This is a genomic window from Hyunsoonleella jejuensis (assembly GCF_900111025.1).
GTDB classification, from domain to species: Bacteria; Bacteroidota; Bacteroidia; order Flavobacteriales; family Flavobacteriaceae; genus Jejuia; species Jejuia jejuensis.
On sequence record NZ_FOFN01000005.1, the window covers coordinates 136,248 to 158,919 of the forward strand.

The following is a 22,672-nucleotide window of genomic DNA, read 5'->3' on the forward strand; positions in this document are numbered from 1 at the left end:
GTATTACTCTGATTAATAATGAAGGGCGCATTAAATTTCATTCTAAAATCTGGTTTTACTTTTGAAAATAATACATAAAAAAAACCACCTATACTAGGTAGTTTTTTTCTATGTAAGAATGTTATTAATTTTGTTTAACGAGTCTAATTTCTGTAATTGTAACCGTAGTTTCACCATTGAAATTATCTGTATCCTCACCTCTAAGTGTAATATTTGTACCGTTAAAGGATAGTACATCAAATATATCACCATCAAGGGATATAGTATTGTTATTTGAGTCTAAACTGTAACTACCTTCATCATCCAGAGTCACTATTTCGCTTTCCGTTTCTGGATTTTGCCCAGTTACTGTAAGTGTATAAGTAACTCTAAAACTTCCAGAGGTTGTGTAAGTTCTATTTGCATTGAAGGTTAAAATAGCATTGGTAAATGTATCAGCTACAGAGGTTTCTGTTTCAATAAGAACTTCGCTTCCGTTTGAAGCTGTACTTGTTGTTCGAGAAGAACTCTGTAAAAGTGTTATTTCATAGGTGCCTTCGATATTTGTAGCATTAAGTTCGATTACAACTGGTCCATCATCTTTACTACAAGATGAGAATATTAAGGCAACAGCCACGAATAAAAATACTTTTAAAGTTTTCATGTAGATTTGTTTTAGTTAAGTGACAAATATATAAAATGCTGACTATAAGCGGATAAAACAAATTTTTATTTTTAATAATTTTATGGAATTAATAATTTTTCTTTTTAAAAATTGAATTTCCTTAAAAATACTGCCCAATACCAAATACAAAACCTTTAGTAGCATTCTCGGTAATACCATATCCATAATCTATTCTAAAAATAGCATTATAGATTTTTTTATGAATAAAGCGCAGTCCTAAACCTGGGTAAATTTTTACATTGTCTTTCTTACTAAAATCACCGAAATCGCCTCCCGGGTTTCGCCATGTACCTGCATCTATAAACGCATTTCCTTGCAAAACGAACCAATTTTTTTCATAAAGCGTATGCCGGTATTCAGTATTAATTACAATTACGCCTGTGCCTCTATCTATAGTGTTTCCTACGCCACGAACGTTTAGGTTATTATCTACAGAAAAAGGTGCAAATGGTGTTTCATCGTTTGTAGACAACCCCATGCGTAATCTGTTAGCCCAATTACCGTTTTCGCCTATACGCTTAAAATAGAAAAAATCGTTCCATCCAATAAAAAAATCAGGAAGCATATCGTTTGTAGAGGTAACATATTGAAAGTTAAAAACACTTCTAAAACCAGAAACAAAATGATAAAAATAATTAAGGTTATTGTACTCGTAAACACCTTTTGCTAACCATTTATGTACGTTTAGCTCAGGACGATTATTAATATTTTCACCTTTAAATCTGTAATCTTCTGTAAAGTAATTTACACCAAATTCCAACCGATTATGAAAATTGAAACGGTACAAACCTAGAATTTCATAGCTTTTATTATTGTACCTGTATTGGGCGGTTTCATCTTCAAAAAACACGGGTTCTTGAGTGGTTAAATCTTGATAATTAGCAGCTAACCCCCAATGTCTTGAAAACAAAAATGGTGCCCTAAGATTGATAGCATGAGAATCGTAAATGTCTTTTTGGTAAAACCCACCAATTATAATATTTCTTCCGAACGTATTAAACTCATACAACCCTATGCGGTATGCAAATTCGTCGTTATCTGTGGTATAGAAATTAACAGATGGAATTAAAGTAAAATTCTCTTCAATATTATAAAAAATATTGAAGGTATTGTCCTTAGCAGGAAACACCTGATATGATGCGTGGGAGATTGAAGGTAAGCGTTTTAGAAGTTTCATGTCTTCTTCAATAAGTAAAGAATCTAAAACATCGCCAGTTTTTAAGGATGCTAGTTTTTTTACGAAGGATGACTTTAACTTCTTGTTACCTTGAACTTTTACATCGGCCACATACCGTTCTTGCGCTAATGAAATATAACTTAAGCATAGAAACGTAATGCAGATTAAAGTTCTGGTTATCATTGGGCCCTAAAAGATTTAGCAATTACCAAATTTACCCAATTATCTAAACTTACATCCATTAATGTAAAATTATAATCGTTTCCAAGTATTAAATCTGGAGGCGTTTTAGTAGTAACATTTAGCACCACATTACTGGTATTATAGTATTGAAACGAATTTTCGTAAGTATATGTACCAGACAACAAATTATCCTGAACATCGGAAATTACCTGAAAATAAATGGCATTATCGCCAGTTGCATCATGCTCCCACGAAAAAATAGGCATACCTGAAGTGAATTGGTCTATAGCCACAGCCGTTGTCCAAACCGTGGGTTTTGACACATGTTTAATCCTTATCGGGTTTGAAATTTTCACTTCTCCATCTAATTCAAAAGTAATAATCACCCATTTTTCACTAGATGATGACTGCGTAAACTTACCTAAATGACCGTTGAAAAACGGCGCGCTATTAATAAAAATCTGTTTATAGTTAGCATAATCTTCATGATCTACTTCTGTATCTTCAGTTTCGTAAAACCTAATATTGGTAGCACCTTCTTCAGGATAAAAAAACGTTAGTACATTTCCAGTGGTTACATCACTGGCAGCACATGCAATTACGGCACCTTTTTCAACAGTAGTATTAGAAACATATATCCCTAAGGTTTGCTCAATATTGTCGTCTGCATTTGTACAAGACGAGAGTATCAAAACAAAAAACAGTAAATACCTCCACTTTTGCATTAAGAATTTGTTTTATAATATTTACGAATTAATGCCTCTACTGGTTTGTTTTGTGGTGTAAACATAGGGTTGTTATGCCCTCCAACCTTATCATGATTAATAAACCACTTCCAAATAAACCCACCTGCAAACCATTCTTCCTTCCAAAAGGTTTCAAATAGCGCTTGTGTTGTATTGGTTTGTGCTTCTAGGTTTACCTGCTTCATATTTCTATCGCTTTTCCAAGGTGCGGCACCAGAATAATCTACACTTCTATAACCAAACTCTGTAAAAAGAATGGGTTTCCCTGATTGCTCAGAAGTTGATTTTATAATCGCCTTATGTGCTTCCCAACCTATCATACATTCTTCTAATGTTGGTGTTTTACTATCACTAACAGGAAAATAGGCATCAACGCCAATGTAATCTAAGGCATTCCAAAAAGGTGTTCTTTTGAATTCGTCCCAATTGGCTGCGTAGGTTAGCTTCCCTTTATAGATTGTTTTAATTTCTTTTATCAAGTCTAGCCAGTAAGGTGTTCGTTTGTCTATAAACTGTTCCAGCTCAGTACCAATACAAAATATGTCGATATTAAGTTGCTTAGCTAACACCGCATACTCTAAAATAAATTTGGAGTAGGAATCTTCCAAGGCTTTCCAGTCTTCCTCATTTTGCATTTCAATATGCCCAGTGAACTTACCATGCCATACCCAAATTTGAGGCTTCAGCATAATTTTAATATCTCTTTTCTTTAGCGCTCCAATGTATTGTTTCGCACCATCTACGGTTTCTCCAAACCACTGTCTATGTGCATTGTGAATGATTTTTGGGTGTTTTAAATCTTTTATAAACCCAAAAGGCATAATGGCTGCATAATTTGCATTTACATTCACAACCGGGTTAACGTGCTTTTCAGATACCTCAGCATTAGCGGCCACAAAGCTTACCCCGTTGATTTTCTTAGTTTGTGTTTTACAGGATTGTAAACTGAGTATTAAAACAAAAAAAAAGAGCTTAAAAGGCTTCATATATTATTACTTTTAAGCTCCTAATTTACTATTTAATATGATATTATTCTACTAGAACAAAGCTCTAAGGCCAACATTATATGTTTGCCCTAGTCCTGTATTTTTTCCAAATAGAAAGTTAGAGTACAAAAACTCTACATTTAATGCTTTTGTTAATTGATACTTTGCGCCTCCACCAAGAATTGTGGCACTTTGACTAAAATCGTTAGTACCTGCATCGTTAGCTCCAAAAGAAATAAGTTCTATATGTTGCGCTAATCCAAGTACTGTAAATTTAGAACTCGGAAAATAGCTTAAAAACACACCAGGTGTTAAACGTAAACTGTTGTAAGCAAAACTTTCTTGTTCTCCAAAATTATACTCTGTATTGAGTTCTGTAAATAACTGCCAATCACCACCTGCAAAGCTATAATCATAGAAAAATCTATTTTGGAATATAAATCCGTCTTGATCTAAAAATACACCATTTTCTGTTTCATTATCTATTAACGGAATATGAAATGCAGTTTGAATGGTAAAATTACCTACGCTTTTAATTGGATTGAATTTAATTGCTGGTGCAAATGAGGTTAAACCTGAACGTGCTGTTCCTCTCTCGCCATCAAATGAAAACACATCTAGTGTATTTCTGCCACCAATAGCATTAGACCTCACTTCAAACAAAAGCCCTATGTTTAATCTATTATTATCAGAAATACCTGTAAAAATATCAACAGAAGATGTGAAAAATGTATTTCTAGGTATGTCTCTTTTCTGTGTCCCTTCTTGATTGCCAAATAAATCTGAAGTTTCAGTATATATATTATTAAACCATTTTATATCCCACTGTCCTTTTTTAAGAAGAATTGATGGTGTATAGGTTTGAATTACACTACGTTCCTCTTGCGCTTCTTCTTGCGAAAATCCGTTAAACGATATCGCTATTATTGCTATTACTATTATTTTTATTTTTTTCATTATTTTGATTTTTGGTTTGTTATTTCGTTTTTAAATGTTGATGTTATTGTTTATTAATTGTCCAATTGTAAGGAAAGTAGCTTAACTTCCATTTTCCTTCCAATTTTTCGTCTCTGAATTTATTTATAAAGTCTATTTCGTCCATTCCATCCATTTTAAAATCACCTTTATACCATTCCATAATTTGCGATACTTCTACACGGTTTTTCTTTTCATTTACTCTAATAAAATCTCCATTAATCGCTTTTTTAGTTTGAGCCTCTAATTGAGCATCCAATGTATTTGGCAAATAAGCTCTATTTATAAGAGGTGGGCACCCTACCGCACCACACACCAACACAAAGTGAAAACGCGCATCGTTAAACTGACCTCGTAATAGTTTGTGCTCTATATCATTTAACGTAATGTTTTTTCCGCCAATATTGTGCGTTGTTTTATCAAAAAAACCAGCATGGTCTAAGGGTGATTTGGTAGGATACTCATCAATCAATCCTTTTATTACCAATATGTTATAAGCATTAATCCAAAACGCCTGATAGTTCTTCGCATCATCTTTAGAAATTGAAATGCCCTGAGCTATTTTTAACACTTCTTTTAATTGTGAAGGATCTTTATGTATATTGTCATAAGCCACTCTTCCATTTGATACATTAGCTTTAAAAAAAGCATCCGCTTCGTTAAAAAAAGAATTCAGATTTTGGGCTTGCACTGAAATTGCCACTAGTAAAATTGTTATGGATATTATTATTTTTTTCATTTTTGAATAATTTAATTTTCGATTTACTCTCACCTAAGTCTTTCTTATTTCAAGAAACTTTCAAAAAAAATAACAAATATTTCGCGTCTTAGTGCGCCGCAATTCCTTACACATGGCAATCAATTTAAATTTGTTCTAAATTAAAGGCTATCGTTAAGTTCTTATCTTTAGCTGCGACCTAATAACGCATAACAACCAAATTATGGAAGAACACATCGTTATAATTGGAAACGGAATTTCTGGCGTAACTGCTGCAAGACATATTCGTAAACTTTCCGATAAAAAAATCACCATTGTTTCTGCTGAAACCGATTATTTCTTTTCACGTACCGCGTTGATGTACGTGTATATGGGACATATGAAATTTGAGCATACGCAGCCTTATGAAAATTGGTTTTGGAAAAAGAACAGAATTAACCTTAAAAAGGGCTATGTAAAACAAATTGAAGCTAAAGCTAAAACGTTACATTTTGCTACGAGTGAAACCCTTAAATATGATAAATTGATTATTGCCACAGGAAGTAAACCCAATAAATTTGGCTGGCCTGGGCAAGATTTAAAAGGTGTAATGGGCATGTACCATAAACAAGATTTAGATAATTTAGAGAAATATGCACCTAATAACGAGGTTTGTAAACGTGCTGTTATTGTGGGAGGCGGATTAATAGGCATTGAATTAGCAGAAATGCTGCATTCACGCCATATTCCTGTAACGTTTTTAGTTAGGGAAAGCAGCTTTTGGAATGGCGTTTTACCCGAAGGGGAAAGTGCCATGATAAATCGTGAGATTCGTGCCAATGGTATCGATCTGAGGTTATCTACCAACTTAAAGGAGATTATTGCTGATAATAACGGACAGGTAAAATCGGTTATCCTTGAAGAAACTGGCGAGGAAATTGCATGCAATGTGGTTGGATTAACCGCTGGTGTTTCTCCAAATATCGGTTTTATTAAGGATTCTGAGGTTGAAACTGGCAGGGGAGTTAAAGTAAATCGCTATTTAGAAACGAATATTCCCGATGTTTACGCCATTGGAGACTGTGCCGAACAACACGAAGGCATAGACCAACGCAGACCTATTGAAGCGGTTTGGTACACAGGACGTATGATGGGTGAAACCGTAGCACAAACCATTTGTGGCAATCGTATCATGTATAACCCAGGGCATTGGTTTAACTCGGCAAAATTTATGGATATTGAATACCAAACCTATGGTTGGGTTTGGGCTCAACCTAAAGATAATGAAGCCCGTTTTTATTGGGAACATGAAGATGGCAATAAATGTATCCATATCAATTATGATAAAAGTACACGCCAGTTTATTGGCATCAATACCTTCGGAATTAGAATGCGTCATGACTTTTTTCATAAAGTTCTAACCGAAAAACAATCGGTAGATTATGTCTTAGAACATTTGTTAGATGCTAATTTCGATCCTGAATTCTATAAACTTCACGAACGTGCAATCATTGCACAATTCAATAAAGAAAATAATACCAATATTCAGCTTAAAAAGAAAAGCTGGAAACGCATTTTTGCGTAAATCACCAAAATATGAAAGCAATAAAACACATAGGATTAGTTCTTTTCATTATAGGGTTAGCCATTTTTACGGGAACGCTTTTTACCGGCAGTTTTAGTTTAACCGAAGCTGAATTGAATGCATTTATAGCATCAAAAGACTACAAAAGCGAGCTAATAAAAGGTGAGCTAAAACAGGCAACGGTAACTAATGAGCATTTAAATATTTTTGAATTTTCAAGTCGAGTACGAAATGCTTATGAAAGTTCCAACAAGCACTATGATGCGTTAATAGCAAAATATGATGAAGAAAAAAATTGGGACAAAAAGGGCGAGCAATACCAATACAAAATCTACGGGAAACCGCATACTTTAAGTTACGAAATTGCAAAAAAAGCAGGCTCTGGTTTTGTAAAAGAGAACGCTGGTTTCCTATGGTGGCTAACCTTTGGTTTGGGCATTATTGGTGCACTACTTTTTATTTTACCCAACTTAGTGCTTTTGGGCAGGCCTGGAATAAAAAACAATCATATTTATCATCAGGCCAGTACCAATCGTGGTTGGATTGCTTGGTTAGTTTTAGTATATCTGGTAGTATTTTACCTATTGCTGTATTTCTATCCAGACTATGTGGTTAACTGGACCTTTATTTTAGACCCTATCAGTAAGTTTTTAAATGGAGGGCCTGCAAGTCAATGGTTTGTATATGGCTTCCTGTACTGTGTGATTATGATTGTAATGGCGGTGCGTATGTACATAAAATACCGCCATAACAAATACCAAATAATTCGTACTACTTCCGTGTTGTTTTTTCAGATAGTTTTTGCTTTTCTTATTCCAGAAATCATGACAAGTTTAAACATGCCTGGATACGATTTTAAAAATGCATTTCCTCTAGATTACGATTTCTTTTTTGAATGGAATTTAGATAGCTTGAGAGAAAGCGGTGCCATTGGGCTTTTTATTTTAGTTTGGGGTATTGTTTTAACCCTAATTATTGTACCCGTAATGGTATATTTCTTTGGAAAACGCTGGTATTGCTCTTGGGTTTGTGGCTGTGGTGGTTTAGCTGAAACTTTAGGAGACCCCTACAGGCAACATTCTAATAAAAGTTTAAATGCTTGGAAACTGGAACGCTGGTTAATCCATTCTGTATTAGTGTTTTCGTTGATAATGACGTTGGTGACGTTATACTGTTATTTTTCAGGGGCTGAGGCATTCCTTGGAATAAAATCGCAGTGGATTAAAGATACCTATAGTTTCTTAATTGGTGCTTGGTTTGCAGGCGTAATTGGCACTGGCTTCTATCCTATTTTTGGAAACAGAGTTTGGTGTCGTTTTGGGTGTCCGTTAGCGGCTTATTTAGGTTTAGTACAACGTTTTAAATCTAGATTTAGAATTACCACAAATGGCGGACAGTGTATTTCCTGCGGCAACTGTTCTACCTATTGCGAGCAAGGTATCGACGTGCGCGCCTATGCACAAAAAGGAGAAAATATTGTACGTGCTAGTTGTGTGGGTTGCGGTATCTGTTCTGCGGTATGCCCTAGAGGTGTGCTAAAATTGGAAAATGGTCCTGAAAAAGGCCGTATCAATCCAACAGAAATTTTACTAGGAAACGATGTTGATTTAATGGATTTGGTAAATCAGAAATAAACATAGTTTTTAGTCTCAAGCTCAGTTTTCAGTTGAGCAACTTTATACATCTTTGTGGAACAAAAAATTGTAAATGAAAAACCTAATTCTCATAATATCCTTATTTATTAGCTTTAATGCTTTAACCGAAAAGAAATACCAAAAAGAATTCTACAAAAACGGAGACATTAAAGCTGAAGGTTGGTTAGAAAATAATATAAAAACCAACTACTGGACATTTTATTACCCAAATGGGAACATAGAAAAAGAAGGACATTATAAAAACGATAAACCTATAAAATATTGGTACTTTTATCGCGAAAATGGCATGAAGGAAAGCGAGGGTCATTTTATTAATGGTAAAAAGAACAATTGGTGGTTGTTTTACGACGATATGGAAAAAATAAATCATAAATGCCAATTACAAAATAATGTTAAGAACGGGTATTGCTTAATGTATCAAAATGAAGAACTCATATCGGCAAGACGTTATAAAAACGGAAAAAAAATTAAGGAATGGACAGATTTTAAATCTTTCAGAAAAGACAATAATCTTAAAGATTTAAGATGAAAAAAAACCGTACTGAGCAAAGCCCAAGTATCAACGTTATAATTCCAGCTTATAACGAGGCAGATTCTATAGCTAGCGTAATTAAGGACATTCCTAAAAATGTTGAAGAGGTTATTGTAGTAAGCAACAACTCTAATGATGCTACCGAATTAAACGCCAAAAAAGCCGGAGCAACAGTATTAAATGAAGACAGAAAGGGATATGGATATGCCTGTTTAAAAGGTATGGATTATATTGCTAAAAAAACTGAGAAACCAGAGATCATTGTTTTCTTGGATGGTGATTATAGCGATTATCCCGAGGAACTCACCAAAATAGTAGCGCCCATTATTGAAAAAGATATAGATTTTGTAATTGGCGCACGTGTAAAACGACTAAGAGAAACGGGCTCTATGACTTTCCCTCAAGTTTTCGGAAACTGGCTGGCTACGTCATTAATGCGTTTGTTTTTTGGCGCGAAATTTACAGATTTAGGACCATTTAGAGCTATTAAGTATAACAAGCTGTTAGCGCTAAACATGGAGGATAAGACTTATGGATGGACGGTTGAAATGCAACTTAAAGCCATAAAACAAAATTTTAGTTACACAGAAGTACCTGTAAATTACCGTAATAGAATAGGCGTCTCAAAAGTTTCTGGAACGGTAAAAGGTGCTATATTTGCAGGCGTAAAAATATTGGGTTGGATTTTTAAATACAGTCTCAAATAATGTATATAGAAACCGTTATTATAGTTATTTACACCATTGCATTACTACTTATTTTTATGTATGCCTTGGCGCAGCTGAATCTACTATTTAACTATTTATCGGCTAAAAAAAAGGAGAACGAACCTAAATTTGACTTATCACACCCAAATGAAGTTCCGTATGTTACCATACAGCTACCGGTCTACAACGAAATGTATGTTATGGAACGCTTACTGGACAACATTGCCAAAATTGATTATCCAAAAGACAAATTAGAAATTCAAGTTTTAGATGATTCCACAGATGAAACTATAGCGAGCACTAAAGCACATATAGAAAAACTTCAAGCAACTGGTTTAGATATTAAACACATTACCAGAACCATTCGTAAAGGATTTAAAGCTGGCGCCCTAAAAGAGGGGCTTAAAGTTGCCAAAGGCGAATTTATCGCTATTTTCGATTCAGATTTTTTACCGCAAAAAGATTGGTTAAAACGTACTGTTCCTTATTTTAAAAATAAAAATCTTGGTGTGGTGCAAACGCGCTGGGGGCATATTAATCGTAACTATTCGTTGCTCACAAAAATTCAAGCATTTGCCCTAGATGCCCACTTTACCTTGGAACAGGTGGGACGCAACAGCAAAGGCCATTTTATTAACTTTAACGGCACTGCTGGAATATGGAGAAAGCAATGTATTATAGATGCAGGAAATTGGGAAGGCGATACACTTACCGAGGATTTAGATTTAAGCTATCGTGCGCAACTTAAGAATTGGGAATTTAAATACTTGGAGGATGTAGAAACCCCAGCAGAATTACCTATTGTGATAAGCGCTGCGCGTTCGCAGCAGTTTAGATGGAACAAAGGTGGTGCAGAAAATTTTAGAAAAATGATGTGGCGCGTTTTAAAAAGCGACAATATTTCTGCAAAAACTAAAGTGCATGGTTTACTGCATTTACTTAATAGCACTATGTTTTTTAATATTTTAGTTGTGGCTATTTTAAGTATTCCAATGCTTTATATTAAAAATGAGTATGCGCATTTAAAATCATACTTTTTTGTGATGAGCTTTTTCGTAATTAGCACGGTTATTTTCTTTGTGTGCTATTGGATTATGTATCGCAAAACCTATGGAGGCGGCATTAAAAACTTTGTGGGCTATATAGGCATGTTCTTTGTGTTTTTCTCTATAGCCATGGGCTTTTCGCTACATAACTCTATCGCTGTTTTAGAAGGCCACTTAGGAAAGAAAAGCGAATTTGTGCGAACGCCAAAGTTTAACATCAGTAAGTTTAAAGACAATTGGAAAAACAACAAATACATCAAAAAAAATATCTCGATTCATGTTGTTTTTGAAGGTGCCTTAATGCTATACTTTGGTTTTGGCATGTATAGTGCATTCATTGTAGGCGATCAAGGGGGAGATTTTGGGTTGTTTCCTTTTCACCTAATGCTTTTTGTAGGTTTTGGCTACGTGTTTTTTAAATCAATACTTTCTAAAGTTTAATTAATGGTCTGTATTAGCTAGCATACCGTAGCGAGGTCCTGTTTTGCAATAGCATAGTAAAGCCAAAACAATTAATACTATATTTACTTAGTGCTTTTAAACCCATCTTTTTTAAAACTACATAAAACGCCGTTGCTATTAGCCTTAGCGAGTGCAGTGCTCTATTGGTTTTTTGCATACGATTTGGCTAGAACAGAATATGTAAAGCTCATTGCCCTTTACACCATGCTATTTACAATGTTTTATCAATTGGTAAAACAACTAAAGCATCGGCCCAAACTTTTAACTTATTTAGCATTTGGTTTTAGAGCAATTTTTATTTTGGCTATTCCAAATCTTTCACAAGATTTTTACCGTTTTATTTGGGACGGACGCATGATTTTAGAAGGTTTCAATCCGTATTTACATACTGTTCAATCTTTTATTGATACCGAACAATATCCAGTAGCCCAGGCGTTAGCATTAAGAGATGGTATGGGGGCACTAAATGCAAGTCATTACACTAATTACCCACCAATTAACCAATTATGCTTTGTTATTGCAGGGTTATTTGCAGGGAAAAGTATTTTAGGTTCTGCGATTGTTATGCGACTACTAATTATTGCTGCAGATTTTGGCACGCTCCATTTTGGTAAAAAGCTTTTAGAAACACTTAAAATTCCATCCTACAACATATTATGGTATATTTTAAACCCTTTTATAATTATAGAACTCACTGGAAACCTTCATTTTGAGGGTGTGATGATTTTCTTTCTGGTGTGGAGTTTGTATTTGCTTTATGCTGCAAAATGGCAATGGGCAGCGGTGGCCTTTGCGCTTTCTATTTCTGTAAAATTGATACCATTACTGTTTTTGCCTCTATTTTTTCAGTGGTTTGTGAAGCGTAATGTCATTTCGACAGAACTGAGCGACGAGAAATCCCAAAAGCAAACTACAGCGCAAAAAAAGATGCTGAAAAATACTTCGGTTAAACTCAGCACAAGCGTTCAGCATGACAAGTACATAAAATGGATTCCTGCCTTCGCAGGAATGACAAGATTAGTAGGTTTTTATCTCATAGTAATCATAACAACCGTTTTGCTTTTCGTTCCATTTTATTCTTCAGCATTCATAAACAACTACGCTGAAACCGTAGCGCTTTGGTTTCAAAATTTTGAGTTTAACGCAAGCATCTATTACATCGCTAGGGCAATTGGATACTCGTTTAGAGGCTACAATGAAATTGCCATTATTGGGCAGTATATCCCAATCGTGGTGATTGTTTTTACACTTATGCTGACATTTTTTAGAAAAAATAAATCTATGGTAGAACTTATTACTGCCATGTTATTCGCGTTATCATTCTATTATTTTACAACCACTACGGTTCACCCTTGGTATGTAGCAACCTTGTTAATACTTTCGGTGTTCACCAGATATAAATTCCCCCTAGTATGGAGTTTTGTTATTATCCTGAGTTATTTAGCGTATGTGAATTTAAACAAAGCCGATAAGTCTGAAAACCTGTGGGTTATCGCTTTAGAATACAGTATTGTTTATGGTGTATTTATCTGGGAGGTATTTATAAAAAAGGCTCCCGCGATAACGGAAGCCTCGTAAAATTTACAATGCTGATATACACTTGGGTTCAACGTAATGGAACAGTTTAGTATAACAATTTACGTTACAGTTTTTCTAGCTGAGTAATTGTATTGATTTCTTCTTCATCTTCCATTTCATTTTCATCTTTAAAAATTTCTACGTCTTTATTAAATGTGATTTTGAATTTTGTGCCAATTAGAGTCTCAGAATTCAAATCGAACATTTTCAAAACACTATCTTCTACTTTTTGAAACGTTAAGGTATACTCTTCACCATCTTTTCCTTTTGTTATAAAATTATAACCGTAATCTTCTTTTCCATCAAAAGTAGCATAAACGATAAGCCCCTCTTGGACTTCTCCCCCGTTCACCACATTATTAAAATCCTTTTGAGATGTAAAACTTGATAATGATAAAAATGCTATCATTACCCCTAATAAAACTAGTATTCTTTGTATTTTCATGTTTTTAATAATTTAAAATTAAACCTTTCTATTTCGGAAAACATACTACCAGAAGCCCGAAAACTTATAAATGATTTTACTTTAAAATCAATTGGTAGTCAGCTAATTAAATATACGTTTTATTCTTATACCTAGATGAGATTAGACTAGCATTTTTTCAACAATTCTAGGTAGAATTATAGTAGCAAATATCACTTTTGTAGTATTCGCCTCGGTGACCACACACCGACGGATTCTGATAACTTCTCATAAAAATAATGTGCACAAAAGGGTTTTATACGCTCAAATGCATTTTCTATTTCACAAAAGGTCATGTTGAAAAAGCTCACCGTACCATATTGGAACAGGTAGATAAATTTTTCATTTACTTTTATAGTAAAGTTCGTTGCTGTCTTGAAGCAGCAATTGCCATTGTAATTCCTGTTTACTAGCTTTTAAGTTGATCGCACACGTTACTAGGTAAGCAACTAACGCGAACAATTATGAGTGATGTAAAATCTTTATTTAAAGAGGTTTTAAACTTTCCACTCTGTAGATAGGATCATCGTCATCACCATCTTCTACGAAAGTGATTCTGAAATCCTTATCAATCAGGCTTTTATCATTTTTTAAATCGAATTGTTTTAATACGCGAGGATGTACTTCTTCAAATGCTAACTCCTCGCCGTTTTCAAACCAAAAGGTAAAATAACCGTTTTTGTAAGACTTAAAAGCGGCTGTTCTCATGATGTTACTATATTTAATCGTCGTCGTTATCGTCTTCAGGATCTGCAGTCTCATCCATATTTGGAGGTTGTACCGCTTCAGGATCGTCGTCGTCAAAATCCTCATAATCATCTACATCATAATTCTCCATAGTTACTTCTAGTTTGGTACTTACCTTCACCAAATACTTGGTGTCTTCAGTAACAACTTCAACAGCTTCTATAAGTTCGTTATGTTGATTTCTAAAGGATATAATATGGTCGTCGTCATACCCATCAGGATACTTTTCCACTAAAAGTGCAAGGATCTCTGGGGTTAACTTTTTAAAATCTACAATGACACGTTTTAAATTATCATTTCTATTTTTCATAGGGCCGGTCTTAATTTTTTCGCTAGAGTTAAAATATGTTCTAAATATAACATTTATTAAGTTTTATTTTCGAACTACATCATAAAAATCTTTTCTTCTATCCTTAAGGTTTTTTACTGCACCAAAGGAGTGTAGTTCCCTTAATAAACTAATATCAACATCTGCTACTAATATCATTTCAGTATTTGGCGTTGCTTCCGCTTTTATGCCATTACTGGGGAATGAAAAGTCACAAGGTGTAAATACGGCAGATTGCGCATATTGAATATCCATATTATTTACGTTAGGTAAATTACCAACACTACCTGCAATAGCCACGTAGCATTCGTTTTCTATAGCCCTAGCCTGAGCACACAGTCGCACTCTTGAATAACCGTTTTGAGTATCTGTTAAAAAAGGTACGAATAAAATATCCATGCCTTCATCTGCTAAAAGTCTTGATAATTCGGGAAACTCTGAATCATAACAAATTAAAATGCCTATTTTACCACAATCTGTATCAAAAGCATTTAATTTATTTCCTTTTTGCATACCCCACACTTTTGCTTCATCTGGTGTAACATGAATTTTTTCATAACGCTCTACACTTCCGTCACGTTTACACAAGTAGCCTACATTGTATAGCTTGTCGTTTATAACTTCTGGCATGCTCCCGGAAATAATATTTATATTATAACTTATAGAATACTCTTTTAACTTATCTACAATATTTTGAGTGAATTTAGCTAGCTCACGTATGGCCTGTGGTTCATGTAAATGATTAAACTCTGCCATTAATGGTGCGTTAAAAAATTCTGGTAATAGGGCAAAATCTGATCTGTATGCCGCAACACTATCAATAAAGTACTCTACCTGTTGCATTAGAGCATCAAAATCTTTGTAAGTTCTCATTTGCCATTGAATTAGGCCCAATCGCACAATGGTTTTTACTGCACTTGCTTTTTTTGATGGCTTTGTGTAGTAAATATTATCCCATTCCATTAATACGGCATATTCGTTGGATGCGGAATCTCCCTCTAAATACCCTTTTAAAATTCGTACTGGGTGAAAATCATTAGAAATTTGAAAGTTTAAGACCGGATCATGAATTTCTTTCCGCTTTACCTTTTCTATATAAGCTTTTGGCGATAACTCTTTATGCTTATGATAATTTGGCATTCTCCCGCCGAATATGATCCCTTTTAGGTTAAGGTTTTCACAAACTTCTTTTCTATAGTCATAAAGTCGTCTTCCTAAACGCAATCCTCGAAATTCAGGTTTTATAAAAACGTCTATACCATACAAAACATCTCCTTTAGGGTCGTGCCTGTTAAAAGATTCTCCCTCAATAATATCGGCATAGGTATGCTCATCGTCAATCGTATTATAATCTACAATTAATGACAATGCGCATCCTGCTAATTGTCCATCAATTTTTATAACTACCTGACCTTCAGGAAAAAGTGAAGTTAATTTCTCTATATGGTGTTTTTTCCAATACGAATCCAAAACCCCGCTATAAGCTTCTAAAGTTGCATGTTTTAATTCTTCGTAATCGTCTACGGTCAAAAACTTTAGCTCAATATTTTCAATGTTTTCTATCTTCATAATTACATACCCAAAAGATAGGCAAAAATTAAAGGCGCAACAATAGTGGCATCACTTTCTATGATAAATTTTGGGGTATCAATATCCAGCTTTCCCCAAGTGATTTTCTCATTAGGAACAGCCCCGGAATAGGACCCGTAACTTGTTGTAGAATCGCTTATCTGACAAAAATAACTCCAAAAGGGCGTGTCGGTACGTTCCATATCTTGATATAGCATAGGCACCACACAAATGGGGAAATCGCCAGCAATACCGCCACCTATTTGAAAGAAACCAATACCGTTTGATGAGTTTTCGGTATACCAATCTGCTAAAAATGTCATGTACTCGATACCAGATTTCATAGTGCTGGCTTTCAACTCGCCTTTTAGCACATAGCTTGCAAAAATATTGCCCATGGTGCTATCTTCCCAACCTGGGCAAACAATAGGTAAATTTTTCTCAGCTGCTGCATACATCCACGAATCCTTCACATCAATTTCATAGTATTGCTCTAAAACCCCTGAGAGTAACATTTTATACATGTATTCATGAGGCAAATAGCGTTCGCCGTTGGCTTCAGCATCCTTCCAAATTTTAAAAATATGTTCTTGCAAACGTCTGAATGCTTCCTCTTCTGGAATACACGTATCCGTTACGCGATTTAAGCCTTTTTCTAACAAATCCCACTCTTCCTTTGGTGTTAAATCGCGATAATTTGGTACGCGTTTGTAATGCGAGTGCGCCACCAAATTCATAATATCCTCTTCAAGGTTTGCCCCTGTACACGATATGATTTGCACTTTATCCTGACGGATCATTTCCGCAAAACTTTTTCCTAATTCGGCAGTACTCATGGCACCTGCTAGAGACACCAGCATTTTTGCTCCATTGTTTAATTGAGCTTCGTAGCCTTTGGCGGCATCTACCAAAGCTGCGGCATTAAAATGTAAATAATGTTGTTCTATAAACTGTGAAATAGGACCTTTAGTACTTATCATCTTCTGCGAATTTTAACGTGTTCTTTTTTGTTTCTGTAGCATTGTAATCGTTATCAAACTCATCGTCTACGGCATCATTCAAAAATTTATAGCTTAACATTTTGTAATACAGTTTTGCTGCTAAAAAGTCTGATGATTTTTCTTTTGAATTAGGGCATAATTCCACAATATCAAAACCAACCACGTTCTTCTCTTCAAATACCTGTTTTAAAAACTCAAGGGTTTCATACCATAACAAACCACCTGGTTCGGGTGTGCCTGTACTTGGTAAAATTGATGGGTCGAAAGCATCTAAATCGAACGTAATAAACACATTATCTGTCATCTGGTCTATGGCAGAATCCATCCAAGAATCGTCAATAGCCATTTCATGTGCAAAATAAGTTTTCTCTTCGTCCATCACCGTTTTTTCGATTATATCCATGGAACGAATCCCCACTTGAATCAAATTGGTGTTCTGGCTTGCCTCATATACAGCGCAGGCATGATTACAGTTGGAGCCTTCGTAGGATTCCCTTAAATCGGCATGCGCATCAATATGCAATACTGTTAGGTTGGGATACATCTCGTTAAAGGCGCGAATAGTACCTATGGAAACGGAATGTTCTCCTCCAAAAACTGTAACAAATTTATTTTTCTTAATGTATTTTTTTGTGGTTTGATGTACGGCTTCCACCATAGCCTCTGGCGATGCATTTTCAGTAACTGCATCTGCTAAAAACACCCCTTGTTGATACACTTCGGTATCGGTTTCAATATCATAAAGCTCCATATTTTCAGAAGCTTCTAAAAATGCTTGAGGGCCTTTATCGGCTCCTTTTTGCCATGTACTTGTACCATCATAAGGTACGGGAATTAAAACAATTTTTGCTTGTTCTAATTTTGCGAATTCCTCAGGAATTCCTGCATATGTGTTTTTCATTGTATTAATTATAAACTTTGGGTACTTCTACAAGGTCTTCTTCAACAGATTTTAACTGCTTTTCGTAACCCAATATTTTTAGTAAATCTTCACTTTTTTGTTGTTCGTTAAACAGTCTGGTGGTAATATTCCCCTCAGTATCCCTATCGATTAAAATATGTTTTGGCGATGGAATTAAACAGTGTTGCAAGCCACCAAAACCACCTATGGTTTCTTGATACGCTCCCGTATTAAAAAACCCGATATACAATGGTTTTTCTTTATGGTATTTTGGCAGATAAATGGCATTCATGTGCTGTTCGCTGTTGTAATAATCATCACTGTCGCATGTTAAGCCGCCCAATAGTACGCGCTCGTAACTATCTTGCCAACGGTTTAGCGCTAACAAGATAAACCTTTTGTTTATCGCCCAAGTATCAGGCAATGTAGTAATGAAAGACGAGTTTATCATGTTCCACTTTTCGCGATCGTTTTGTTGTTTTTGGTACAATACTTCGTAAATGGCACCACCACTTTCGCCAACGGTAAAACTTCCAAATTCGGTAAAAATGTTTGGAACATCTACTTCTTCCTCTTCACATGTTAGTTTAATTTGATTAATAATTTCATCAATCATATACTCATAATCAAAATCAAAAGCCAATGAGTTCTTTATAGGGAAACCACCGCCAATATTTAAACTATCCAACGAGGGACAAATCTTTTTTAAGCTTGTATAGACCTTTAAACATTTTAATAATTCGTTCCAATAGTAGGCATTATCACGAATACCCGTATTTATAAAAAAGTGTAACATTTTAAGTTCAACCTTTTTATTATTGGCAATCTGACTTTTATAAAACGGCACTATATTTTTGTAACCTATACCCAAACGGGAGGTGTAGAATTCAAATTTTGGTTCTTCTTCTGAAGCTATTCTAATTCCAACATTAAATTTGCCATGGATCTCTTGTGAGAGCAAATCTATTTCCTCGTAATTATCAATAATCGGGATTGCATTTTTGTGACCATTATTTATTAAACGGGCAATATTGGTAATATACTGCGCACGTTTAAAACCGTTACTAATTACATAGGTGTTGTTGGTAATTTTACCATCGGCCTTTAAATTTTCAACAATATCAATATCAAAAGCAGAAGACGTTTCAATGTGGATATCATTCTTCAAGGCTTCATCTAGAACATGCTTAAAATGACTGCTTTTTGTACAGTAACAATAGTTATAGTTGCCCTTGTAATTGTGCTTTTCTATAGCATTAGCAAACCACTGTTTTGCCTTATTAATGTTATTTGAAATTTGTGGCAAGTAGGTAAATTTTAGTGGTGCACCGTACTGTTTGGTGAGTTGCATTAAATCGATATCATGAAAATGCAATTGCCCTTTATCAACTTTAAATTCTTCTTGTGGAAAATCAAAAGTTTGATGTATTAAATCAATATATTTAGTATTCAATGTGTGTATTTAAAAAGTTAAAAAATGTAAATCTTGTATGCGCTACAGGTTACGGCAATAACAATTACATATCAAATACGGAAGGCTTTGCACGTTGTAGGCACAAAGGCATACTCATGCTGTACAGCATATATTGGAGATACGGAAGTTAGCTTTAAAATTCGGTTACTTAATCTGTAAGCTGCTTTTGAATATGACTTCCTAATTTTCAAAAGCCCGAACATAGAAACAGGTTTCAATTTGTTCAGCTACTTTCTTGAGTTTAATGTTTAATTTCTCAAAAAAAGGTACGCAAAAGTAATTTATTTTTCAATTCGCAAAACGTTTTTTGATTTTTTTTTAAACTTTTAAAGTGATGCTAGCGAAACATGCATGTATTAGGATGTTTTCTTTAAAACTTAGATTAACAAAACCACCATAGATTATACACCGAGACGCTTACCAAGGTATAAAATTTGTGTACTTGCTTGTGCGATTGAACGATAGATCTAGTTTTGACCAATATAGTTAAATACTAAGGTTTCCTATTTACGGGCATTTTGTATATCAAACCATGCAAAAATAATAAATTTGATATACAAAATGCATGACTGTTGAAAACTTGTAGTACAGCATGTACAGCTAGATTAGAATAATTTGCACAAATTTTATATCTTCGTATTAACTGTATATATATACGAGTTGTAAGCAATTTAACGCAACCAAATAGAACTTCTTACATCTACAAAATAAATGATAGTTATGAAAAAAATAATTTTAGGAATTTTAACAATCGGAATTTTATCATCGTGTAATAGTGATGATGATAACCAAATCATTATCAACGAACAAAATTTTCTGATTTTTGGACATTTTTACGGAGAATGTGCTGGAGAAGGATGTGTAGAAACTTATAAACTTACTGACAAATCACTTTTTGAAGATACTGTTGACGACTATAATGGGCAAAATATGGAATTCATTGAATTAGAAAATGATGCGTTCGAACATGTCAAAAACTTAACCGATTTCTTCCCGAATCAACTTCTGAGTCAAAATGAAACTGTTTTTGGATGTCCAGATTGTGCTGATGGAGGTGGACTGTTTATACAATATTCGGAAAATGGAAACGTAAAAAGTTGGAGGATTGACCAAGTGAAAGCTAACGTGCCAAACTATCTACATAATTTTATGGATAAAGTAAATGAAAAAATAGCCTTAATAAACGAATAAAAACTGCTTACAACAATGGCTATAAGTAATTGCTTGTTCTCGCCTACTTCTGAAAATCCTCGCGGATTTTCAGTTTGGTGTGTACTTGCAAAGTTAAGTGCCAAACCACGCAACTACTCATAGCCGGAGACGTTAGCAGCAATTTGAACCAATCAACCCAAAATAATTGATAAAAGAATACGAAAGAGATTTAACCGAATCTGAAAAAAGAATTCTAAAAAAACAGATTGAGGAATCTAAATCAAGAATCCCAAGAGAATTAGGAATGATTTTTCTGAAAATTTTCATTTTGACTTCTTTTGTTTTACTGATTTATTACTTCCCAAAGATTTGGTTAATAATCATTTTGTCAATTATATCCTTTTTTATCCTATGGTTATTATACTACGATATACCGTTATTGGTATCGCGTCCAAAATATCTAAAGAAAAAACAAAAAAATATTGAAAACGGAATTGTACGTGTGAATGAAATCAATATTGACAGGTATATCAAAATCGCCAATTTTGAAGATGAGGGAAATCATTTTATCGTGGAATATAACGGAAAGTTGACTTTGATTGGCGGACAAGATTTTCTCGGAGTTAGAAAACTCAAGAACAAAATTGAGCAGATTGAAATACTCGACGATGAAAGGAAATTCATATACTATGATAAAGTAAAAAAAACTGGCGATAGTCTTAACCCATTTTATGTATTTAAAAAAGGAATTTCGGACAATTTAGTTGAGTCCAAAATTTGGGAAAAACTAACTAACCGAAATCCCTTTTCTGGAAAATTAGAAGACTTAAATGAATTTATTGAAGAAGACAAACGGAAATAAAAACAGCTGCTAACATTGTGTATAATTCATTGCTAGTTACAGCTTACTTACGAAAGTCCTCGCGGACTTTCTATCTGTGATTTATTTGCTAACTTTAGTGCTTAAACACGCAACGAAATCATACACAAACACGTTGAGGGTTATAGCACAAGTGACGTGTTACTTCGCTGCAAAAAAACCAGCACTCTTGAAAACAGCTGGTTTTTTTACGACTCCCATAACACTCTATAACCCTCAACGGTCAGGGAATAACTACGCATCAATTAGCTTTAAGACTTTCTGCTAGCTTTTTTTCTTAACTTGCACTACAGCACACAACATGAGGATATACTCTATAGATGCGCAGCTAATGCTCTTAACGTGTATGCTGCGCATCCACAGAGCATAATCCCTGACCGTTGTGCACAATTTCAGAAAAATCTTAAATGAAAGAAAATAAAGATAGAGTCATAATTGCAAGTGACGTTAACGAACGTGACGGAATTGGAGTTGAAATCTATCGGAATGATGAATTGGTTGTGGAAATTTTTAGAGATGACACAGAAAAAACGAGAACAATTCGAGTTTTTAAAGAAAATATTTCTCTTGAATTAATGGAAGAATGCATTCAGAGTTTTAAAAAAGAAATTCCTTGGGATTTTATCGATGACTAAATTCAATGACAGAAAAATTAACCAACGAACAGTTTACAGAAACTGCTTTTATCTTTGAAAAAGCGAACGGAAATTCTCACTCGGAATATGAAAAAAGAATAATTGCGGAATCGGAATTGACCAAATTCAAACCGACTGATTTGGAGAAAATTATTGTTGACGGATTGAACTCTGGAATTTATGAAAATGAGGAAGAACGAGTTAGCGGATATTGGAGTTTATCAAAAATTGGAAATCAGAATTTAATCTCGGAATTTAAAAAATGGTTGCGGACTGAATTGGAAAACGAAAATGGAATTGCGGTTTTTCAAATATTGGTCGCACTTGACCGTCTTGATGAACCAGCATTTAACAAGAATAGAACTGGACGTGGAGCTGACGAAACGGAATTGAATTTAAGAGACGCAAAAGAGTATCTTAATAAAAACAGTGCACAACAAAGAACTGAGTTAAAAAACAAGTATTATTGAGCTAATTTTGAAACAAAGTTCTCATCATAAGGCAATCCACTTTTTGCAATAGCAAAGGC

23 protein-coding genes are annotated in these 22,672 nt (G+C 34.5%); 10 read left to right on the forward strand and 13 right to left on the reverse strand.

Translation table 11 applies throughout. The annotated features are described in order from the left end of the window. Nucleotides 1-124: 124 nt before the first annotated feature. The 6 genes from BMY39_RS14545 to BMY39_RS14570 form a co-directional block, all read right to left on the reverse strand. The gene (locus tag BMY39_RS14545) at nucleotides 125-643 is read right to left on the reverse strand and encodes a hypothetical protein (RefSeq protein ID WP_092580976.1); all 519 of its coding nucleotides are present in this window, start codon (nucleotides 641-643) and stop codon (nucleotides 125-127) included. Between the two features lie 121 nt (nucleotides 644-764). After that, a complete protein-coding gene (locus BMY39_RS14550; protein ID WP_092580978.1) occupies nucleotides 765-2,024 on the reverse strand; it encodes a POTRA domain-containing protein in 1,260 nt (419 codons plus the stop codon). Beyond that, nucleotides 2,021-2,749 carry a hypothetical protein gene (locus BMY39_RS14555; RefSeq protein ID WP_092580980.1) on the reverse strand — a complete coding sequence of 243 codons (729 nt, stop codon included), beginning with the start codon at nucleotides 2,747-2,749 and terminating at the stop codon, nucleotides 2,021-2,023. Before BMY39_RS14555 ends, BMY39_RS14550 begins: the two co-directional genes overlap by 4 nt. Further along, complete coding sequence (locus tag BMY39_RS14560; RefSeq protein WP_092580983.1) at nucleotides 2,749-3,756, reverse strand: glycoside hydrolase family 113; 1,008 nt, start codon at nucleotides 3,754-3,756, stop codon at nucleotides 2,749-2,751. Before BMY39_RS14560 ends, BMY39_RS14555 begins: the two co-directional genes overlap by 1 nt. Before the next feature lie 51 nt (nucleotides 3,757-3,807). After that, nucleotides 3,808-4,713, reverse strand: coding sequence for a hypothetical protein (locus BMY39_RS14565; protein ID WP_092580985.1), 906 nt, complete (start codon nucleotides 4,711-4,713; stop codon nucleotides 3,808-3,810). A gap of 43 nt (nucleotides 4,714-4,756) precedes the next feature. Next, nucleotides 4,757-5,470 (reverse strand): DUF547 domain-containing protein, encoded by a 714-nt coding sequence (locus tag BMY39_RS14570; RefSeq protein ID WP_092581035.1) that lies wholly within the window; start codon nucleotides 5,468-5,470, stop codon nucleotides 4,757-4,759. Nucleotides 5,471-5,672: 202 nt separating this feature from the next. Between BMY39_RS14570 and BMY39_RS14575 the strand changes: the two genes are divergently transcribed. From BMY39_RS14575 to BMY39_RS14600, 6 genes are all read left to right on the forward strand, one after another. Beyond that, nucleotides 5,673-7,013, forward strand: a complete 1,341-nt coding sequence (locus tag BMY39_RS14575) for an NAD(P)/FAD-dependent oxidoreductase (RefSeq protein WP_092580987.1) — start codon at nucleotides 5,673-5,675, stop codon at nucleotides 7,011-7,013. Nucleotides 7,014-7,024: 11 nt separating this feature from the next. Beyond that, nucleotides 7,025-8,647 carry a 4Fe-4S binding protein gene (locus BMY39_RS14580; RefSeq protein ID WP_092580989.1) on the forward strand — a complete coding sequence of 541 codons (1,623 nt, stop codon included), beginning with the start codon at nucleotides 7,025-7,027 and terminating at the stop codon, nucleotides 8,645-8,647. 73 nt (nucleotides 8,648-8,720) lie between these two features. Then, nucleotides 8,721-9,197, forward strand: a complete 477-nt coding sequence (locus BMY39_RS14585) for a toxin-antitoxin system YwqK family antitoxin (RefSeq protein WP_092580991.1) — start codon at nucleotides 8,721-8,723, stop codon at nucleotides 9,195-9,197. Next, nucleotides 9,194-9,907, forward strand: a complete 714-nt coding sequence (locus BMY39_RS14590; RefSeq protein ID WP_092580993.1) for a glycosyltransferase family 2 protein — start codon at nucleotides 9,194-9,196, stop codon at nucleotides 9,905-9,907. Before BMY39_RS14585 ends, BMY39_RS14590 begins: the two co-directional genes overlap by 4 nt. After that, the gene (locus BMY39_RS14595) at nucleotides 9,907-11,394 is read left to right on the forward strand and encodes a cellulose synthase family protein (protein ID WP_092580995.1); all 1,488 of its coding nucleotides are present in this window, start codon (nucleotides 9,907-9,909) and stop codon (nucleotides 11,392-11,394) included. The genes BMY39_RS14590 and BMY39_RS14595 overlap by 1 nt, the downstream gene beginning before the upstream one ends. Nucleotides 11,395-11,484: 90 nt before the next feature. Further along, entirely contained in the window at nucleotides 11,485-12,993 is a 1,509-nt protein-coding gene (locus tag BMY39_RS14600; RefSeq protein WP_092580997.1) for an MptA/MptB family glycosyltransferase, read from the forward strand. A gap of 64 nt (nucleotides 12,994-13,057) precedes the next feature. On the opposite strand, the gene BMY39_RS14605 is transcribed toward BMY39_RS14600, so the two are convergent. From BMY39_RS14605 to BMY39_RS14635, 7 genes are all read right to left on the reverse strand, one after another. Next, entirely contained in the window at nucleotides 13,058-13,438 is a 381-nt protein-coding gene (locus tag BMY39_RS14605) for a hypothetical protein (RefSeq protein ID WP_092580999.1), read from the reverse strand. A gap of 504 nt (nucleotides 13,439-13,942) precedes the next feature. Beyond that, on the reverse strand, nucleotides 13,943-14,164 hold the full coding sequence (locus BMY39_RS14610; RefSeq protein ID WP_092581001.1) for a hypothetical protein: 222 nt from the start codon (nucleotides 14,162-14,164) through the stop codon (nucleotides 13,943-13,945). A 13-nt stretch (nucleotides 14,165-14,177) separates the two neighbouring features. Further along, entirely contained in the window at nucleotides 14,178-14,513 is a 336-nt protein-coding gene (locus BMY39_RS14615; protein WP_092581003.1) for a hypothetical protein, read from the reverse strand. 63 nt (nucleotides 14,514-14,576) lie between these two features. Next, entirely contained in the window at nucleotides 14,577-16,100 is a 1,524-nt protein-coding gene (locus BMY39_RS14620; RefSeq protein ID WP_092581005.1) for a bifunctional GNAT family N-acetyltransferase/carbon-nitrogen hydrolase family protein, read from the reverse strand. A 2-nt stretch (nucleotides 16,101-16,102) separates the two neighbouring features. Beyond that, nucleotides 16,103-17,080 carry a deoxyhypusine synthase family protein gene (locus BMY39_RS14625; RefSeq protein WP_092581007.1) on the reverse strand — a complete coding sequence of 326 codons (978 nt, stop codon included), beginning with the start codon at nucleotides 17,078-17,080 and terminating at the stop codon, nucleotides 16,103-16,105. Next, the gene (speB, locus tag BMY39_RS14630) at nucleotides 17,067-18,002 is read right to left on the reverse strand and encodes an agmatinase (RefSeq protein ID WP_177176618.1); all 936 of its coding nucleotides are present in this window, start codon (nucleotides 18,000-18,002) and stop codon (nucleotides 17,067-17,069) included. Before speB ends, BMY39_RS14625 begins: the two co-directional genes overlap by 14 nt. Nucleotides 18,003-18,006: 4 nt before the next feature. Next, the gene (locus tag BMY39_RS14635; RefSeq protein WP_092581011.1) at nucleotides 18,007-19,455 is read right to left on the reverse strand and encodes a type III PLP-dependent enzyme domain-containing protein; all 1,449 of its coding nucleotides are present in this window, start codon (nucleotides 19,453-19,455) and stop codon (nucleotides 18,007-18,009) included. A 741-nt stretch (nucleotides 19,456-20,196) separates the two neighbouring features. Between BMY39_RS14635 and BMY39_RS14640 the strand changes: the two genes are divergently transcribed. The 4 genes from BMY39_RS14640 to BMY39_RS14655 all read left to right on the forward strand — a co-directional run bounded on the left by BMY39_RS14640 (nucleotide 20,197) and on the right by BMY39_RS14655 (nucleotide 22,613). Further along, entirely contained in the window at nucleotides 20,197-20,667 is a 471-nt protein-coding gene (locus tag BMY39_RS14640; protein WP_143064786.1) for a hypothetical protein, read from the forward strand. Nucleotides 20,668-20,833: 166 nt separating this feature from the next. Beyond that, nucleotides 20,834-21,490: a hypothetical protein gene (locus BMY39_RS14645; protein WP_092581015.1), complete on the forward strand. Its 657-nt coding sequence runs from the start codon at nucleotides 20,834-20,836 to the stop codon at nucleotides 21,488-21,490. A gap of 425 nt (nucleotides 21,491-21,915) precedes the next feature. Continuing rightward, on the forward strand, nucleotides 21,916-22,143 hold the full coding sequence (locus tag BMY39_RS14650; protein WP_092581017.1) for a hypothetical protein: 228 nt from the start codon (nucleotides 21,916-21,918) through the stop codon (nucleotides 22,141-22,143). A 5-nt stretch (nucleotides 22,144-22,148) separates the two neighbouring features. Continuing rightward, on the forward strand, nucleotides 22,149-22,613 hold the full coding sequence (locus BMY39_RS14655; RefSeq protein ID WP_092581019.1) for a hypothetical protein: 465 nt from the start codon (nucleotides 22,149-22,151) through the stop codon (nucleotides 22,611-22,613). The last annotated feature ends 59 nt before the right edge of the window (nucleotides 22,614-22,672 follow it).

Coding starts and splice junctions, on each gene's coding strand:
- BMY39_RS14545 (WP_092580976.1), bottom strand. CDS start 643: ATGAAAACTTTAAAAGTATTTTTATTCGTGGCTGTTGCCTTAATATTC.
- BMY39_RS14550 (WP_092580978.1), bottom strand. CDS start 2,024: ATGATAACCAGAACTTTAATCTGCATTACGTTTCTATGCTTAAGTTAT.
- BMY39_RS14555 (WP_092580980.1), bottom strand. CDS start 2,749: ATGCAAAAGTGGAGGTATTTACTGTTTTTTGTTTTGATACTCTCGTCT.
- BMY39_RS14560 (WP_092580983.1), bottom strand. CDS start 3,756: ATGAAGCCTTTTAAGCTCTTTTTTTTTGTTTTAATACTCAGTTTACAA.
- BMY39_RS14565 (WP_092580985.1), bottom strand. CDS start 4,713: ATGAAAAAAATAAAAATAATAGTAATAGCAATAATAGCGATATCGTTT.
- BMY39_RS14570 (WP_092581035.1), bottom strand. CDS start 5,470: ATGAAAAAAATAATAATATCCATAACAATTTTACTAGTGGCAATTTCA.
- BMY39_RS14575 (WP_092580987.1), top strand. CDS start 5,673: ATGGAAGAACACATCGTTATAATTGGAAACGGAATTTCTGGCGTAACT.
- BMY39_RS14580 (WP_092580989.1), top strand. CDS start 7,025: ATGAAAGCAATAAAACACATAGGATTAGTTCTTTTCATTATAGGGTTA.
- BMY39_RS14585 (WP_092580991.1), top strand. CDS start 8,721: ATGAAAAACCTAATTCTCATAATATCCTTATTTATTAGCTTTAATGCT.
- BMY39_RS14590 (WP_092580993.1), top strand. CDS start 9,194: ATGAAAAAAAACCGTACTGAGCAAAGCCCAAGTATCAACGTTATAATT.
- BMY39_RS14595 (WP_092580995.1), top strand. CDS start 9,907: ATGTATATAGAAACCGTTATTATAGTTATTTACACCATTGCATTACTA.
- BMY39_RS14605 (WP_092580999.1), bottom strand. CDS start 13,438: ATGAAAATACAAAGAATACTAGTTTTATTAGGGGTAATGATAGCATTT.
- BMY39_RS14610 (WP_092581001.1), bottom strand. CDS start 14,164: ATGAGAACAGCCGCTTTTAAGTCTTACAAAAACGGTTATTTTACCTTT.
- BMY39_RS14615 (WP_092581003.1), bottom strand. CDS start 14,513: ATGAAAAATAGAAATGATAATTTAAAACGTGTCATTGTAGATTTTAAA.
- BMY39_RS14620 (WP_092581005.1), bottom strand. CDS start 16,100: ATGAAGATAGAAAACATTGAAAATATTGAGCTAAAGTTTTTGACCGTA.
- BMY39_RS14625 (WP_092581007.1), bottom strand. CDS start 17,080: ATGATAAGTACTAAAGGTCCTATTTCACAGTTTATAGAACAACATTAT.
- speB (WP_177176618.1), bottom strand. CDS start 18,002: ATGAAAAACACATATGCAGGAATTCCTGAGGAATTCGCAAAATTAGAA.
- BMY39_RS14640 (WP_143064786.1), top strand. CDS start 20,197: ATGAAAAAAATAATTTTAGGAATTTTAACAATCGGAATTTTATCATCG.
- BMY39_RS14650 (WP_092581017.1), top strand. CDS start 21,916: ATGAAAGAAAATAAAGATAGAGTCATAATTGCAAGTGACGTTAACGAA.
- BMY39_RS14655 (WP_092581019.1), top strand. CDS start 22,149: ATGACAGAAAAATTAACCAACGAACAGTTTACAGAAACTGCTTTTATC.